General features: G+C 65.9%; 18 protein-coding genes and 1 pseudogene. 13 read left to right on the forward strand and 6 right to left on the reverse strand.

Annotation, left to right across the window (positions count from 1 at the left end):
- Nucleotides 1-325: pseudogene (locus KBZ07_RS07565) on the forward strand (hypothetical protein); the annotation flags it as partial.
- A 15-nt stretch (nt 326-340) separates the two neighbouring features.
- Here KBZ07_RS07565 and KBZ07_RS07570 read toward each other — a convergent pair.
- Nucleotides 341-1048, reverse strand: coding sequence for an alpha/beta hydrolase (locus tag KBZ07_RS07570; protein ID WP_254931040.1), 708 nt, complete (start codon nt 1046-1048; stop codon nt 341-343).
- Between the two features lie 109 nt (nt 1049-1157).
- On the reverse strand, nt 1158-1829 hold the full coding sequence (locus KBZ07_RS07575) for a 4'-phosphopantetheinyl transferase superfamily protein (RefSeq protein ID WP_254931041.1): 672 nt from the start codon (nt 1827-1829) through the stop codon (nt 1158-1160).
- Nucleotides 1830-1851: 22 nt separating this feature from the next.
- Between KBZ07_RS07575 and bcp the strand changes: the two genes are divergently transcribed.
- Nucleotides 1852-2319 (forward strand): thioredoxin-dependent thiol peroxidase, encoded by a 468-nt coding sequence (bcp, locus tag KBZ07_RS07580; RefSeq protein WP_254931054.1) that lies wholly within the window; start codon nt 1852-1854, stop codon nt 2317-2319.
- Here bcp and KBZ07_RS07585 read toward each other — a convergent pair.
- Together KBZ07_RS07585 and KBZ07_RS07590 are read right to left on the reverse strand one after the other, a co-directional pair.
- Nucleotides 2297-2962: a type III pantothenate kinase gene (locus tag KBZ07_RS07585; RefSeq protein ID WP_254931042.1), complete on the reverse strand. Its 666-nt coding sequence runs from the start codon at nt 2960-2962 to the stop codon at nt 2297-2299. The genes bcp and KBZ07_RS07585 overlap by 23 nt on opposite strands.
- A gap of 47 nt (nt 2963-3009) precedes the next feature.
- A complete protein-coding gene (locus KBZ07_RS07590; protein ID WP_254931043.1) occupies nt 3010-3777 on the reverse strand; it encodes a phosphoadenylyl-sulfate reductase in 768 nt (255 codons plus the stop codon).
- 47 nt (nt 3778-3824) lie between these two features.
- On the opposite strand from KBZ07_RS07590, the gene KBZ07_RS07595 reads away from it, so the two are divergent.
- From KBZ07_RS07595 to KBZ07_RS07615, 5 genes are all read left to right on the forward strand, one after another.
- On the forward strand, nt 3825-5072 hold the full coding sequence (locus KBZ07_RS07595; protein ID WP_254931044.1) for an NAD(P)/FAD-dependent oxidoreductase: 1248 nt from the start codon (nt 3825-3827) through the stop codon (nt 5070-5072).
- Nucleotides 5069-5722 carry an HAD-IA family hydrolase gene (locus KBZ07_RS07600; RefSeq protein WP_254931045.1) on the forward strand — a complete coding sequence of 218 codons (654 nt, stop codon included), beginning with the start codon at nt 5069-5071 and terminating at the stop codon, nt 5720-5722. The genes KBZ07_RS07595 and KBZ07_RS07600 overlap by 4 nt, the downstream gene beginning before the upstream one ends.
- A gap of 28 nt (nt 5723-5750) precedes the next feature.
- A complete protein-coding gene (gene hflX / locus KBZ07_RS07605; RefSeq protein WP_254931046.1) occupies nt 5751-7388 on the forward strand; it encodes a GTPase HflX in 1638 nt (545 codons plus the stop codon).
- A 64-nt stretch (nt 7389-7452) separates the two neighbouring features.
- Nucleotides 7453-8088 carry a peroxiredoxin gene (locus tag KBZ07_RS07610; RefSeq protein WP_254931047.1) on the forward strand — a complete coding sequence of 212 codons (636 nt, stop codon included), beginning with the start codon at nt 7453-7455 and terminating at the stop codon, nt 8086-8088.
- Nucleotides 8089-8098: 10 nt separating this feature from the next.
- Entirely contained in the window at nt 8099-9241 is a 1143-nt protein-coding gene (locus KBZ07_RS07615; RefSeq protein ID WP_254931048.1) for an anhydro-N-acetylmuramic acid kinase, read from the forward strand.
- On the opposite strand, the gene KBZ07_RS07620 is transcribed toward KBZ07_RS07615, so the two are convergent.
- Complete coding sequence (locus KBZ07_RS07620; protein WP_254931049.1) at nt 9224-9535, reverse strand: ribbon-helix-helix domain-containing protein; 312 nt, start codon at nt 9533-9535, stop codon at nt 9224-9226. The genes KBZ07_RS07615 and KBZ07_RS07620 overlap by 18 nt on opposite strands.
- Nucleotides 9536-9699: 164 nt before the next feature.
- Here KBZ07_RS07620 and KBZ07_RS07625 point away from each other — a divergent pair, with 164 nt between their 5' ends.
- The 5 genes from KBZ07_RS07625 to KBZ07_RS07645 all read left to right on the forward strand — a co-directional run bounded on the left by KBZ07_RS07625 (nt 9700) and on the right by KBZ07_RS07645 (nt 12951).
- Nucleotides 9700-9984 (forward strand): hypothetical protein, encoded by a 285-nt coding sequence (locus tag KBZ07_RS07625; RefSeq protein WP_396123969.1) that lies wholly within the window; start codon nt 9700-9702, stop codon nt 9982-9984.
- A gap of 76 nt (nt 9985-10060) precedes the next feature.
- Entirely contained in the window at nt 10061-10342 is a 282-nt protein-coding gene (locus KBZ07_RS07630; protein ID WP_254931050.1) for a hypothetical protein, read from the forward strand.
- Nucleotides 10343-10491: 149 nt separating this feature from the next.
- On the forward strand, nt 10492-12243 hold the full coding sequence (locus tag KBZ07_RS07635) for an ABC-F family ATP-binding cassette domain-containing protein (protein ID WP_254931051.1): 1752 nt from the start codon (nt 10492-10494) through the stop codon (nt 12241-12243).
- Between the two features lie 121 nt (nt 12244-12364).
- Nucleotides 12365-12586, forward strand: a complete 222-nt coding sequence (locus KBZ07_RS07640) for a hypothetical protein (RefSeq protein ID WP_254931056.1) — start codon at nt 12365-12367, stop codon at nt 12584-12586.
- 137 nt (nt 12587-12723) lie between these two features.
- A complete protein-coding gene (locus KBZ07_RS07645; protein WP_197151724.1) occupies nt 12724-12951 on the forward strand; it encodes a hypothetical protein in 228 nt (75 codons plus the stop codon).
- 43 nt (nt 12952-12994) lie between these two features.
- Here the strand turns inward: KBZ07_RS07645 and KBZ07_RS07650 are convergent, their stop codons facing one another.
- Nucleotides 12995-14047 (reverse strand): trypsin-like peptidase domain-containing protein, encoded by a 1053-nt coding sequence (locus KBZ07_RS07650; protein WP_254931052.1) that lies wholly within the window; start codon nt 14045-14047, stop codon nt 12995-12997.
- Here KBZ07_RS07650 and KBZ07_RS07655 point away from each other — a divergent pair.
- Nucleotides 14033-14167 (forward strand): hypothetical protein, encoded by a 135-nt coding sequence (locus KBZ07_RS07655; protein ID WP_254931053.1) that lies wholly within the window; start codon nt 14033-14035, stop codon nt 14165-14167. The genes KBZ07_RS07650 and KBZ07_RS07655 overlap by 15 nt on opposite strands.
- The last annotated feature ends 208 nt before the right edge of the window (nt 14168-14375 follow it).

Consider the following 14375-nt stretch of genomic DNA (forward strand, 5'->3'; position numbering starts at 1 on the left):
TGGGCAAGCGGCCCAGCGCGCCCTGAACGACCGGGGCTGGGAAGGGCATGGGCAGCGCTGGCAGGAAACCCTCCAACTGGAGCTCTCCGCCGCCCTGCTCGAGCGCTGGCTCGCCCCTGGCAGCGCCTACCTAGGCCAGATAGCCGCCCTGCGCGGCGGCCCCCTGGGCGCCGAGGCGCTACAAGTTTTGCGGGAAGGATTCAGCGCCCGCCTTGGCCAATTCCTACCCCAGAAGCTTGAGCACACCCTGCTGATCGCCCAGAGGAAAGCGGGCACCAAAGCCAAACCGGCATCAAAAAAGCCCCGGCCAGGCCGGGGCAGCTAGAGGAAGGCGATCGGCTCACCAGAGGCCGCGAATGGCATCGGGCTGGTACTGCTGGGCCGGAGCCGGAGTGATACGCACCTCAGCCACTGGATCGGCCATCTGGTTGGCCTGGAGGCAGGCTGGCAGGAACACATACCAGGAGAGCAGGGAGGTGCACTGGGCGTCGCCCTGACAACGGCCCTCGGCACAGACGTTCTGGGCTCCGGTGTAGGTGTTGCAGAAGTCAGCCAGGCGCATGTCAATCGGCAGGGCATTCATGATTCCCGCCGAGGAGATCTGACCATCGCGGGCATCGGCCATGATTGCCGAACGCAGGGCCTGCACCGCATAGGTGTTCATGCTCCAGTAGGGGAAGTAGCTGGAGGTCTGGTTCTTGAGGAACTTGACGCCGGCATCCGAGTAGAGGAAGCGGGAGACGCCAACGAAGTCGACGTTGTAGGTCTTGTTCATACCTTCACGCACCTCGGCGGCGGTCCAGCCGGAGCGGTTCAGGCCCCCTTCCAGGCCCCGATCGGTGACTTCACCAGACTGCAGGAATGTATTGAAGGCATCCTGGTTGGTGGACCACACGGCGCCGCCGGTGTTCCAACGAACGGGGAGATTGTTGTCGACTGCGGCGGACGCGGGCAGAGCCACCGCCGAGAGGGACGTACCCACAAACAGGCCGGCCAGCAAACGCTTGATCACGGGAGTAACGAATCGGTTCACTAAAAAGCTAGCCATCAACTGGCTCATTTCCCCGGAAAAGCAAGTAGCTGGAGCACAACGATACGAAATTAAAAGATTTCCCTTAGATTTCCTGCCCATTTTGCGTTTTTTGGCCGATCTGGCGTCAAAACCGGCTATCAATCTTGGGGTAGTAACAGCCTTTGCCCACGGCCGCCCAGCGCCATTCTGCCGCCGTCGCAGTGCAGCAATCTGGCTGCACTTCTTCGCCAATATGCTGCACTTGGCTGCAGGAATGGTCGCAACTCCAGTTGCGAAGCTCCACGGCCAAGCTGCTCTGGCGCCACTTGATCGCCGCCTCTTTGAGCACCCAGCTGGTCAGCACCGCCATGCGTAGGGCCTCCCCCGTCTGCCCCTCGAGTTGATCCTGTTCCCCAATCGGATAGAACCTGCGCATCAAAGCGGCGGCATCGAGGGGACGGCCCAACAGCTCGAGATCCACGCCGATCGGCTCACCCGAATAGCCGATCAGCAGCCCCTGGCCACTGTGGCTGAGGCTGATCCAGCCCAGCCCCTCCAGCAGGCGCGGCGGCTGGCCGGGCGGGCTATAGAGCGGCACGGCTGCGGAGCCGCAGCCCAGGACAGGGGCCAACACCTGCCGCAGGGCAGCGCGACTGTGCCAATAACGAAGGCGCTGGAGAGCGGGCAGCCCCTCGCCCCAGCCCAACTCCTCGGCGGAGAGGCTGGCCAGCCCGGCTCCCGCCAGGGGCACCAACCAGAGCAGGGGCCTTGCGTTGCTGCCCGCCGACGGCGGGTCCCAGCCAGTTCCTAGGCTCACGCGAGTGTCATTCCAGCGTTTGATGGCCCTGCAGATCGGCGATCCTGCCCCCGAGTTCACCCTGCCCGACCAGGACGGCAATCCGGTAAGCCTCTCCCAGTTGAAAGGTAAACGGGTTGTGATCTATTTCTATCCGAAGGACGACACCCCCGGCTGCACCAAGGAGGCCTGCAACTTCCGCGACCAGTGGAGTGCCTTTGAAAACCATGCCATCACGGTGCTGGGCATCAGCAAAGACGCTGCCAGCAGCCACGCCAAGTTCATAGCCAAATACAGCCTCCCTTTCACCCTGCTCAGCGACGCCGAGCCCTGTCCGGTGGCGGCGGCCTACGGGAGCTACGGACTGAAGAAATTCATGGGCAAGGAGTACATGGGCATGATGCGTCACACCTTTGTGGTGGATGGGGAAGGCCGACTGGAGAAGATCTTCACCAAGGTGAAAGCCGAAACCATGGCCGACGACATTCTCAGCGAGCTGGGCCTGGCCTGAGCGCAGCCAGGGCCTCGAGCACGAGCTGGGGGGCTCGCCGCACCGCGATGGGACTGGCCGCCAGCAGCTCCTCCACCAGGGGGGCCAGCAGCTCGCCATCGCCGCCTGTGATCCAGAGAATCGTGCCCGGCCCCTGCCCCTCTGCCTCAAAGGCAGCCTGGGCAATGGCTGCGGCCAGACCCCGCAGCACCCCGGTGGCCATGGCGGCCTCGGTGCTGCGGGGCCAGCCATCGGCTGGCAACTGGGGAGGCAACTGGGGAGACAACTGGAGCAGTGGCAGAGCAACCGTGGCCCCTGCCAAGGCATGTAACTGCAAGCCGGCACCCGCCAGCAGCCGTCCTCCGGCGAAACACCCCTCGGCCGTAATCCGGGTGAGGCTGAGCGCCGTGCCCGCATCTGCCACCAACCCGGCTTGGCCGCTGAGACGATGGGCCTGCCAGCCGGCCAGCGCCCGATCGAGGCCCAACCATGGGGGCACATCGCTCAGGGGCACATCGGACAAATGGAGCCGCCGCCTCGGATCCAGAGCTACCCCCGGCGGCATCGGACCGACCGCCGCCCAGCCCACCAGCTCCTCGAGCCCCTTGGCCACCCCCTCCCCGGCAGGCGCGCTCCAGCAGTGGAGGCCGCCAGAGCCGGCCATGGCCCAGTGCCATCGACTGTTGCCGATCAACAGCCAACGGGCCCCGGTCAGATGCCCTCGCCCATCAACCCGGGCAGGTGGATGCCACATTCCTGCTGGAGACCGCCGAATCGGGTGGCCCGGCCACTGACCTCGCCGGCATCTGGGCCACTGGAATGCCAGTCACCCACGCTCGAGTAGCCCTGCTCAAACAGCGGGTGCTGGGGGAGCTGGTGCTCCTCCATGAAGTAGTACACCTCCCGCTTGCTCCAGGCGAGCAGGGGGCGCAGCGACCAGCGCTGCCGCACCGAATCCAGGGTCTCCATAGTCCGGCGATGGTCCGTCTGACTGCCGCGCACCCCGCTGGCCCAGCAGGTGACCCCCAGATCGGTGAGGCTGCGGTCTAGGGGTTCCACCTTGCGAATGCGGTGGTAAAGCTGCAGATCACCGGCCTGACCGGTTTCCCAGAGCCGGCCATGGAGGGCCTCCATCCGGGCAGAACTGATCAGCGACTGGGCCACCACCAAGTTGAGCTTGAGCCGCTGGACCAGCTGATCTGCGTAGAGATAGGTTTCAGGCGGCAAGTAGCCCGTATCCACCCAGATCACCGGCAGGGAGCGGCCGGTCTGCTCAGCCAGGTCTGCCACCATCTGCAGCAGCACCGCAGACTGAATCCCGAAACTGGTGGTGACAGCAAACCCCTCGCCAAAGGTCTCCAGGCCCCATTGCAGCCGCTCCGGAGCCGAGAGCTGGGCCAGTCGCGGCCGAACTGCCTCCAGATCAATCGCTCGACCGGTGCAATCGGGAGGAAGGGCGGGAGCTGGAGCCGTCTGCATTAGGCCATCATCGCCCTTGGCATGAGCTGCTGGTTAGGGTTTGGTCGATGCTGTCGGCAACGGACCACAAAGCAATGGTGGAGTCTGCGGCGACGCCGGTAACGGCCCCGGTGGTGATTGTGGGAGGCGGTTTCGGCGGGCTCTACACAGCCCTGGCGCTCGCCGGCAGGCGCCAACATCCACCGATCCTGCTGATCGATCCAAACGATCGCTTCCTGTTTCTGCCCCTTCTCTATGAATTGCTCAGCGGCGAACTGCGCAGCTGGGAAATCGCCCCCCGCTACGACACCCTGCTGGCGGGCAAAGGGGTTGCCTGGCTGCAGGACCGGGTCGTGCGCATTGACTCTGACAACGGCCTGATCCATACCGGCGCAGGACGGCAACTGGCCTTCAGCCGGCTGGTGCTGGCCACCGGAGCCCAGGCCAACAGCTTCGGGATTCCTGGAGTGGTGGAGCACTGCTTCGGCTTCCGAACCCTGGCCGATGTGGAGCGCTTGCAGGGCCTGATCCGCAATCTGCGGGAACGGGCTCGGCCCCTGCAGCGGCTGGCCGTGGTGGGAGCTGGGGCCAGCGGTGTGGAGCTGGCCTGCAAACTGGCCGACCAGCTCGAGGGCAGCGCCATTGTGGAGCTGATCGAGCAGGGCCCTGGCCTGCTGCCGCTGGCCAAGGCCTTCAACCGGGAACAGGCGGATCGCGCCTTGCAGCGCCGTGACGTACGCCTGCGCAGCCACACCCAGGTGGAGGCGGTGCAAGCAGACCGACTTGAACTGAAGGGGCCCGGCGGGCAGGAGCACCTCAACGTAGAGGCGGTGATCTGGACCGCCGGCCTCAGCTTTCGCGCCCCGGAGATCCACCCTGCTGCCCCCGTTGACCGCCAGGGCCGCCTGCTGTGCCAGACCAGCCTGCAGCTGCGCAACCACCCCCATATCTTCGCCCTAGGCGATATCGCCCATGTGGACACTGAAAACAGTGGCGTTAAAGACAGCGGCGTTGAAGCCGCCCTGCCTGCCAATGCCCTGCCTGCCAATGCCCAAGTGGCCTTCCAACAGGCCGAATGCCTGGCCGGCAATCTGGTGCATTCGCTGGCAGGGGAAGGGCTGGAGCCCTTCGAGTTCAACGACCTCGGCGAAATGATGAGCCTTGGCGTGGGCGAGGCCAGCCTCACGGGGGGGGGATTCACCCTGGCGGGAGCGGCCGCCTTCCAAATCCGCAGGCTGGCCTACCTGGCCCGGCTGCCCGGCAAGGCCCACCAGCTCAAGGTGGCGGCCGGCTGGCTGGCGGACTGGCCGCGATGAACCCTGGGACTAGTCCCAGGGGCCTGTTGCTCGATGCCATGGGGACCCTGATTTACCTGCGCACCAGCGTGGGGACCACCTACGCCTCGCTGGCCAGCCGCCATGGCCTGACAGTTGAGGCTGCAGCCATCGATCGCGCCTTCCCCCGCATCTATCGACAAGCCCCGCCCCTGGCCTTTCCCGGACTCGGCGATCGGGCCCTGGAGGAGGCAGAGATCGGCTGGTGGACAGCCAGGGTCGGCGAGGTACTCAGCGCCGCCGGAGCCCTTGCGGCGGGGGCTGCCCCACCGCCGAACCTGGGCCGGGAGCTCTTCCAACGCTTTGCCCAGGCCGAGCTCTGGCAGGTGTACGCCGACGTGCCTGGGCACCTGGAGGCCTGGCACCGTCGCGGCCTGCGACTCGCCGTCGTCAGCAACTTCGATAGCCGCCTGGCCGGCCTGCTCGAGGCTCTGGGGCTGGCCCGCTGGCTGGAGGCGGTGGTGGTGTCGTCAGCAGCCGGAGCCGCCAAACCAGATCCTCTGCCCTATCAGCTGGCCCTGACCCGGCTGGATCTCACGGCCGAGCAGGTTTGGCATGTGGGTGACAGCCCGGAGGATGGGGCCGGTGCCCAGGCCGCCGGAATCCGCTGGGTGAAGGTGCAGCGCCCATGATCGGCCGTACCCCCGCAGAGAGCCTTTGGTGAAGCAAGGGGTATTGGCGGGGCGCACGGCCGGATTGCGGCCCGCCCAGAAACGGCGACTTGAGCGGCTCTGCCACCGGCGCCACCCCGAAGACCAGGTCGCCGAACTTCTTTGCCTGCAGAGGCTCGCCAGCGAGAGCCTTGAGCTGGAGCTGCCCCTCACCCTGGTGGTGGACGGGCGGGGCCTGAGCAGGCTGCTGTGGGTGGGCCCCCTGGAGCAATCGGGCCGGCTGCTGGAGCGCCTCCCTGGATCCGACCGCCGCCAGGGCTCTGACCTGAGGCTGCTCACCTGCTGCGGCCGCTCCAAGCAGCTCGAACCAGGCCGCCAAGAGGGAATCGTGGGGCTGGATCTGGCTCCCCTGCTGTGGTTGCGCTTTGGCGACCGGGCTGGGGCGGGAGGCCAGTGGCCAGGCCAGTTGCTGGTGGCCCAGCCCGAGCAGGCCGAACCCTGGGTGGTGCTGTCCGCAGCGGATCTGTCCGAGCTCTGCGGCCGCGATCCCCTGGGCTTCGCGGTCCAGACCCAGCCGCTGGCGACCGCCATCGCCCCAGCCCAGGCAGGGCAGGAGAGGGTTTTGCTGCTGGCCCTCAGCGCGGGAGACCGCGGCGCCGCCCAGCGGCTGATCGCCGAGCTGGAGGGGCTGGTGTGCAGCGCCGGAGCGGTGCCGGTGGGGGTGGTGGAACAGCGCCGCAGCCAGGCGGCGCCCCAAACCCTCTGGGGCGAGGGGAAGGTGGGTGAAGCGGCCCTGGAGGCAAGGCGACTGGGGGCCACCCTGGTGGTGACAGACCGGGAACTCACGCCGGTGCAGGCCCGCAACCTGGAGCGCCTGCTGGATCTGCCGGTGAGTGACCGCAGCGAGCTGATTCTCGACATCTTTGCCCAGCGGGCAGCCAGCGCAGCCGGCCGGCTGCAGGTGGAACTGGCCCAGTTGCGCTACCGCTTACCCCGGCTCAGCGGCCGGGGTCTCAGCCTGTCCCGCCAGGGGGGTGGCATCGGCACCCGGGGGCCAGGGGAAACCCAGCTGGAGAAGGACCGCCGTGCCATTGCCCGCCGTCTTGAGCGGCTCCAGCGGGAGGTGAGCCACCTGGGTGAACACCGGGCCCGCTTGCGCCGCAGCCGCCAGGGCCTGCGGCGGCTGGCCCTGGTGGGCTATACCAATGCCGGCAAGAGCTCCCTGCTCAATGCCCTAACCCGAGCCAGTGGGCGCGAACCTGTGCTGGCTGAAAACAAGTTATTCGCCACCTTGGATCCCACCACCAGGCGGCTTGAGTTGCCGGAACCCCTGCTGCTCACCGACACGGTGGGCTTCATCCGGGCCCTGCCCCCACCCCTGCTGGAGGCGTTCCGCTCCACTTTGGAGGAAACCCTGGAGGCCGACGGCCTGATGGTTGTGGTCGACCTCTCCGATCCAGGCTGGCCGGAGCAGTGGCACATGGTGAACACCATCCTCGACTCCCTTGGCGCTACGGCCCCGCGGCGCCTAATCGCCAATCAGATCGACCGCTGCCCGGCCGCCGAAATCGAGCGGGCCCGTGGCCTGGAAAGCTCGGCCCTGTTCGTTTCTGCAACGGCATCGCTAGGCCTTCAACGTCTCAAGCAGGAACTGCGCAGCTGGCCGCCCCAGGGGCCTGAAACCTGAACTACCGCATCCGAGCACTGGCTTGTGGCACGATCTTCAGTTGGATTCCATCTCCCCTGCGGCCATGACCCTCCAACTCGGCGATACCGTTCCCGACTTCACCCAGGACTCCCAACTGGGTCCGATCAACCTCTACGACTTCGCCGGTGATAGCTGGGTGGTGCTGTTCTCCCACCCCGCCGACTACACCCCGGTGTGCACCACCGAGCTGGGTGAGGTGTCCCGGCTGCGCCCCGAATGGGACAAGCGCAATGTCAAAACCATTGCCCTGAGCGTGGATTCGGCCGAAAGCCACAACGGCTGGATCTGCGACATCAACGAGACCCAGAAGACCAGCGTCGACTACCCGATCCTGGCTGATGCCGATAAAAAGGTGGCCGATCTCTACGGGATGATCCACCCCAATTCCCTCAACAACCTGACGGTGCGCTCGGTGTTCATCATCGATCCCAACAAGAAGCTGCGCCTGCAGATCACCTATCCCGCCAGCACCGGCCGGAATTTCCACGAAATCCTGCGGGTGATCGATTCCCTCCAGCTCACCGACCACCACTCCGTGGCCACCCCGGTGAACTGGACCGACGGCGAGGACTGCGTGGTGGTGCCCTCGATCTCCACCGAAGACGCCCGGGCCAAGTTCCCCAAGGGCGTCACCGAGATCAAGCCCTACCTGCGCATGACCCCCCAGCCCAACAAGTGAGCCGCCTCTGATGCGGGTGCTGGGGTTGATGAGTGGCACCAGCGCCGATGGCGTGGATGGGGTGCTGGCCAGCTTTGCCGGCCCGCCCCGGCGGCCGCGCTGGAGGATTGAGGCCCACCACTTCAGCCCCTACCCCACCGACCTGCAACGGCGGCTGATCGCCCTGGGGCAGGGCCAGCCCCTTAGCTCAGCGGAGCTGGTGGAGCTGGCCGAAGCGGTCACCGAAGAGCAGGCCCGGGCTGCCCGGGCCTGCGATCCCGCAGGGAGAGCCAGCCTGATTGGCTGCCATGGCCAGACCATCTGGCATCGCCCGCCCCAGCAGGGCAGGCGAGGGGCCAGCTGGCAACTACTGCAGGGCCCGCTGCTGGCCGAGCTGCTCGGCAGGCCGGTGGTGTTTGATTTTCGCAGCGCCGACCTGGCCTTAGGCGGCCAGGGCGCTCCCCTGGTGCCGCCCGCTGACCAGGCCCTGCTGGGCCGCTGCGGCGGCTGGCGGGCGGTGCTGAATCTTGGCGGCATCTCCAATCTCACCCTGATCCCCCCCGCCACGGGACCCGAGCGCCACGAGGCCGTGCGGGGCTGGGACTGTGGCCCCGCCAACACCCTGCTGGATCTGGCAACCCGTCACTTCAGCGGCGGCCAGCTGGCCTACGACGCCGATGGGGCCTGGGCCCGGCAGGGACGGAGCGATAAAAACCTGATCCAGCTCTGGCTTCAGGAGCCCTACTTCCAGGCCCCGCCACCGAAATCCACCGGCCGAGAACTCTTTGGCCAGGCCGACCTGGAGCGGCGGCTGGCCCAACTCGAAAACAGGCCGCCAGCGGATGCCCTGGCCACCCTGACGGCTTTCAGTGCGGCGGTGGTGGGCCAGGAGCTGGGCCACGGCCCCCAGCCGGTTGAGATGCTCGTGGCCGGGGGGGGATGCCGCAACGGTCTGCTGATGGGCCAATTGGTCGAGCGCTGCCGCGGCCTGATCGTGCGGCCGCTGGCGGAGCTGGGCATAGCGGAGGCCGAGCGCGAAGCCCTGGCCTTTGCCCTGCTCGCCTGGTGGCATGTGCGCGGCCATCGCGGCAACGCGCCCTCTGTAACCGGTGCCCGCAAAGCCGCCGTGCTGGGCCTGTGCGCCAGACCCCAGGCCTCAGCCTGGCCGATGTAGACGCAGCCGGCTGGGGGCGCCGCGCAGGCGCTGGGGCTTCTGGCGCTGGCGCTCCTCCAGATCCTTTCGAAAGAGGTCCGCCTCCAGCGCAGCCTGGCTGCTGCCGGGGGTGCGAGGCCGGGCCCGCTCCAGACGCTCAACGCCCTGCTGGATCAGCACCTTCGCCATATTGCTGACCGTGCGCGACTCGGCATCGGCCAGATCGGCAAGGCGCTGACAGAGATCTTCAGGCAGCACCACCTGGATGCGGGGCGATTTGGCCCTGCCGCTGGAGGAGGTTTGGCGCGTGGCCACTGAAGAAGCTGGAGCAAAGATGGGCAACAAGCAGGCTCGGGGCAGAACCTGCAGGATCTTCCCGGGTATGACGAAGCATACAGAGCTGCTACGGGATACTATCCATGACTATGCTGAAGGCATCGATCCCCTCTCCAGCCCCCCGCCCCCCGAAGGTGTGCCCCGTGCCCCAATCCCCAACAGCCAGCACTAAACCAAGCCGAAGCCGCAAACGTCTCACCGCCGAGCCCAGCGATGTGCTCGTTTCAGCGGTGATCAGCACCTACCTGCTCACCCACCTCCACCACGTGCTCCAACGGGCTGAATACGGGGCCCAGCAGGAAGGGCGCGATGCCCTGGCGGCCAACTACGCCGAGCTGCGCAAGGTGCTCTGCCTTGATGCCCGCACCATGGAAGACGCCTCTGCCTGCGGCACCCGGGAAAGCGACGAGGCCCGTCAGGCAGCGTGAACCTAAAGCTTGACTCCGTTTAGGCTTGGCTCATCCCAGCCGTATGCAATGGCCGCTCTGCAACGGCCGCTCTGCAATGAAAGAAAGCAACACAGCAAGTGACCGAGCAAGTGACCAAGCAAATATCAATGCAAGCAACGCAGAGGAGCTCTACGCCCGGATCAGTTCGGATCAAGCCCTGACCCAGTCACTGTTCAGGCAGGCGCTCCAAGACCCCACCGGCTCCCTGGAGCGAATCGTGGAGCTGGGCCAGGCGTTCGACCTGCCGGTGACGGTTCAGGAGGTGCGCAGTTACATCGCGACCCTGGACGACATTGACAGCAAGCAGTGGCTGGTGAAGGCCCGCGGCGGGCTGTGAACTGCGAATTTTTTCCGGGCTGCGGCCCCGCTCGCCTCCCGCCCAGCTGAAGAACAGCCAGTAGCTCACCAGCGCCAGCCCAGCTGCAACCACCAGGGCCGTCACCTGCTCAAGGCGCTTGATCATGGCCGGCGCTAAGTGACGGGCAGATGAGTCTGCACCAGGCCCGAATCGGCACCTCCACCCCAACCCCCCATCCCGTGCTCCGCCTCGAACGAATCGGCAAGATCTACCCCACCGGCGAGGTCCTGCGCGATGTCACCTGGGAAGTGAAGGTTGGCGACCGGATCGGCCTGGTGGGCGTCAACGGAGCCGGCAAATCCACCCAGATGAAGATCATCGCCGGGCTGGAGGAGGCCAGCAGCGGCCTGGTGGTGAAGCAGGGGGAGCCCCGCATCGCCTATCTGCAGCAGGAATTTGACGTTGACCCCCAGCGCAGCGTGCGGGAAGAGCTCTTCCAGGCATTCGGAGAAGCCGCTGAGGTGCTGCTCCGCAAGCACCAGGTGGAGCAGGCCATGGCCAGCGAGCAGGCCGCAACCGATCCAGATCACCTCGATGGGCTGATCCACGAGCTGGGTCGGCTGCACAGCCGTTTCGAAGCCCTGCATGGCTACGAGCTCGATGCCCGGATCGACAAGCTGCTCCCCACGATCGGCTTCACCCCGGAGGGGGCCGAGCAACTGGTGGGGGATTTTTCCGGCGGCTGGCAGATGCGCATTGCCCTGGGCAAGATCCTTCTGCAGGATCCCGATCTGCTGCTGCTCGACGAGCCAACCAACCACCTCGACATGGAGACAATCCAGTGGCTCGAGGGCTATCTGGTGGAGCAGACGGCAGCCCTGGTTGTGATCAGCCATGACCGCACCTTCCTGGATCGGGTGTGCAACCAGATCGTTGAAACCGAAAGGGGGGTGTCGCGCACCTATCTGGCCAACTACAGCCAGCATCTCGAACAGAAGGCGCTCGAGCGCGAAGCCAGCCAAGCAGCCTTCGAGCGGCAACAGAAGGAGTTGGGCGCCCAACAGGCCTATATCGACAGGTTCCGGGCCAGCGCCACCCGCTCTACCCAGGCCAAGAGCCGCGAGAAACTGCTCGACAAGGTTGAGCGGGTGCAGGCCCCGATCGAAAGTGTCAGTGGTCCGCGCTTCCGCTTCCCCCCAGCCCCCCGCTCAGGCCGCCTGGTGGCGGAGATCCGCGACCTCAGCCACAGCTACGGCGACCAGATCCTCTTTCTCGACGCCAACCTGGAGATCGAGCGGGGCGACCGCATCGCCTTCGTGGGCCCCAACGGGGCAGGGAAGTCGACCCTGCTGCGCCTGATCATGGGCAGCGAACGCCCCGAGGGAGGCCTGGCCCAGCTCGGTGAGCACAACATCCTGGCCGGATACTTCGAGCAAAATCAGGCAGAGGCCCTGGAGCTCTCCAAGACGGTCATCAATACGATTTTCGAGGTTGTGCCCGATTGGACCCAAACCCAGGTGCGCTCGCTGCTGGGCAGCTTCTGCTTCAGCAACGAGAGCGTGTTCAAGGAAGCCGGCCAGCTCTCGGGTGGCGAAAAGGCGCGGCTGGCCCTGGCCCTGATGCTGCTCACTCCCTGCAACCTGCTGGTGCTGGATGAGCCCACCAACCACCTCGACATCCCAGCCAAGCAAATGCTGGAAGACGCCCTGATCGAATACGAGGGTGCTGCCCTGCTGGTCAGCCACGACCGCTATTTCATCTCACGGGTGGCCAACCGGATCGTGGAGATTCGCGATGGCCAGCTGGTGCTCTACCGGGGCGACTACGCCTACTACCTCAGTAGGAAAAACGAGGAGGCCGAGCTGGCCCGCCAGGCCGCCGAGACCAAGCGCAAGGCGGCCAAACGGACCTCTCGCAAACCCCAGGGGAAAGCAGGCTGAGCCTTAGCACCCCAAGGGGAAGACATACAACTTCACCGTTGCCTAGGCAGGAAGACTCATTTCCCTGGTGCCCCTGGTTTGGTGTGCATAGGCTGACAGGACATTGCCACTGCAGGAGATCATGGAAATCAATCACATGGGCGCTGGCCAGCTCGGCGCCGCCAATACGGGATTCAGCTCCGGACTCAACTCCGGCTTCGCCGCGTCCCCCCAGGACTTCCAAGTGGAGCCCGACCAGGCCATCGATTCCATGGACATGTACTTCGAGTGCATCACAACCTGCTCCCTGGATGACGGCGCCTGCGTGACCCGCTGCGTCGAACAACTGCGCGAGCAAGCCTGAGGCCCTGCGGGGAGACCGAGGGCAAGCTTCAGAACAGCAAATGCGCACAGGGACCATCGCCCTGTCGCAATCGCTACGACCGCAACTGAAACACTTTGTAGCTTTGGCAAGTCCAACAGCTCTTCGCGGTGCGTGCCATGTCTGAACCCCTCGCCCTCAGCCTCGGTCAGCAATTTGAACTGGAGCGCATGAGCCGGGCCATCGAGGCCACCGCTGATCTGCAAACCCTCCAGGGAATTGCCAAGCAACTCCTGCAGGCCTGGCAAAGCCAGAAAGCTGCCACCCAATGGGTGATGCGCCAACAACTCGGCACACCAGCCCAGATAGCCCCCGGCCTGGCCCAGCACCTGGCCCACGAGGCTTGAGTAAGCAGGCCTGAATCAGCAGGGCCGAATCAGGAGGCCCGTATCAGGAGGAACCACCCAATTGGGCGGGCACCACCGTTATTTCAAACTGCCGGCCAGCCCTACTGACGCTTAGGGTCAAGCTGCCCCCCACGCCAGCTTTTTCGACAGCCGCCACCAACTCGATCGGGCTGGCCGTGGCCTTGCCGGCTGCAGCCAGAATCACGTCCCCCTGCTGCAAACCAGCCCGGAAGGCCGGGCTGCCTGCCTGGACCGACATCACCCGCACCCCCTGGCTCAGGCCGGTGCCATCGCCAGGCTTGACAGCCTCAAGGCCGATCCCAATCACCGGGTGGGCAACCCGGCCGGTGGCAATCAGCTGGCGGGCAATTTCGCGGGCCCGATTGATCGGAATTGCAAAGCCCAGTCCAGCGCCAGGACCAGTGCGCACCAGGGTGTTGATGCCGATCACCTCCCCCTCCGCATTGAGCAAGGGTCCCCCGGAGTTCCCCGGATTGATCGCCGCATCGGTCTGAATCAGATCGAGCCGTTTGTCGGTGATGCCGAGCTTGCTGGCATTGCGGTTGAGGTTGCTGATGATGCCCATCGTCACCGTGTTATCGAGTCCGTAGGGATTGCCCACGGCGATCGCCCACTCGCCGACCTGCAGGCTGTCTGAATTGCCCAGGGGCGCCACTGGCCAGGGGCCTGAGCCGGCCAGCTTGACCACCGCCAGGTCGGTGAGGCGATCCAACCCCACCACCGAGCCCTCCACCCGACGGCCGTCCTGCAGGCCCACGGTCACCCGACTGCTCTTCTCCACCACGTGGGCATTGGTGAGGATCAGGCCATCAACCTGAAAAATAAAGCCGCTGCCCTGGCCCCTTTCGGTGCGCTGGGAAGGCTGCTGCTGCTGGGGCATGCCGAAGAACTGGCGGAACAAGGGATCATTCAGCAAACCCCGCGGCAACCCGCCCGTGCCGCCCCCGGGCACCAGCACGGTGCGCTCGGTGTCAATTGTGACCACCGCAGGCCCCGCCCGGCGCACCGCTGCCGCCACAAACGACTGGCGGGCCAGACCCGCTGAAGCTGCCCCTGGGCCTTGGCAGCCACCCATCCCCAGGGCGACACCGCTGCGGAAATCACCAGGCCCGCCGCCAACATTCCGGAGGGGAGCCTGGGCCAGGTGCGCAATCCAGCCGCCATCACTATCGCCACCAATCTCTCCGAACCGTAGGCAGGCGAGCGGCCACGCCTGCGGCGCCCCAAGCCTTAAGTTAGGTGAAGAATTCCTTCAAGGCATGGACACCAGCCGGCTTCTGCTTGCCTTCCTTGCATTCGGAGCAGCATGCACCACCCTTTGGGCCTGGATGCTTGCCAACTCCGGTAACCCCGCCCCCGCTGGAGGGCCCATCTCACGCCAATCCAGGCAATGATGGATTCAA

It is taken from the genome of Cyanobium sp. BA20m-14, assembly GCF_024346295.1.

Bases quoted from the DNA above. Each gene is read 5' to 3' on its own strand.
- KBZ07_RS07585 (WP_254931042.1), bottom strand. From the start codon at position 2,962: ATGGCCGGCTCTGGCGGCCTCCACTGCTGGAGCGCGCCTGCCGGGGAG.
- KBZ07_RS07635 (WP_254931051.1), top strand. From the start codon at position 10,492: ATGAGTCTGCACCAGGCCCGAATCGGCACCTCCACCCCAACCCCCCAT.
- bcp (WP_254931054.1), top strand. From the start codon at position 1,852: ATGGCCCTGCAGATCGGCGATCCTGCCCCCGAGTTCACCCTGCCCGAC.
- KBZ07_RS07595 (WP_254931044.1), top strand. From the start codon at position 3,825: ATGCTGTCGGCAACGGACCACAAAGCAATGGTGGAGTCTGCGGCGACG.
- KBZ07_RS07590 (WP_254931043.1), bottom strand. From the start codon at position 3,777: ATGCAGACGGCTCCAGCTCCCGCCCTTCCTCCCGATTGCACCGGTCGA.
- KBZ07_RS07570 (WP_254931040.1), bottom strand. From the start codon at position 1,048: ATGGCTAGCTTTTTAGTGAACCGATTCGTTACTCCCGTGATCAAGCGT.
- KBZ07_RS07650 (WP_254931052.1), bottom strand. From the start codon at position 14,047: ATGGGTGGCTGCCAAGGCCCAGGGGCAGCTTCAGCGGGTCTGGCCCGC.
- KBZ07_RS07615 (WP_254931048.1), top strand. From the start codon at position 8,099: ATGCGGGTGCTGGGGTTGATGAGTGGCACCAGCGCCGATGGCGTGGAT.
- KBZ07_RS07630 (WP_254931050.1), top strand. From the start codon at position 10,061: ATGAAAGAAAGCAACACAGCAAGTGACCGAGCAAGTGACCAAGCAAAT.
- KBZ07_RS07600 (WP_254931045.1), top strand. From the start codon at position 5,069: ATGAACCCTGGGACTAGTCCCAGGGGCCTGTTGCTCGATGCCATGGGG.
- KBZ07_RS07640 (WP_254931056.1), top strand. From the start codon at position 12,365: ATGGAAATCAATCACATGGGCGCTGGCCAGCTCGGCGCCGCCAATACG.
- KBZ07_RS07645 (WP_197151724.1), top strand. From the start codon at position 12,724: ATGTCTGAACCCCTCGCCCTCAGCCTCGGTCAGCAATTTGAACTGGAG.
- KBZ07_RS07610 (WP_254931047.1), top strand. From the start codon at position 7,453: ATGACCCTCCAACTCGGCGATACCGTTCCCGACTTCACCCAGGACTCC.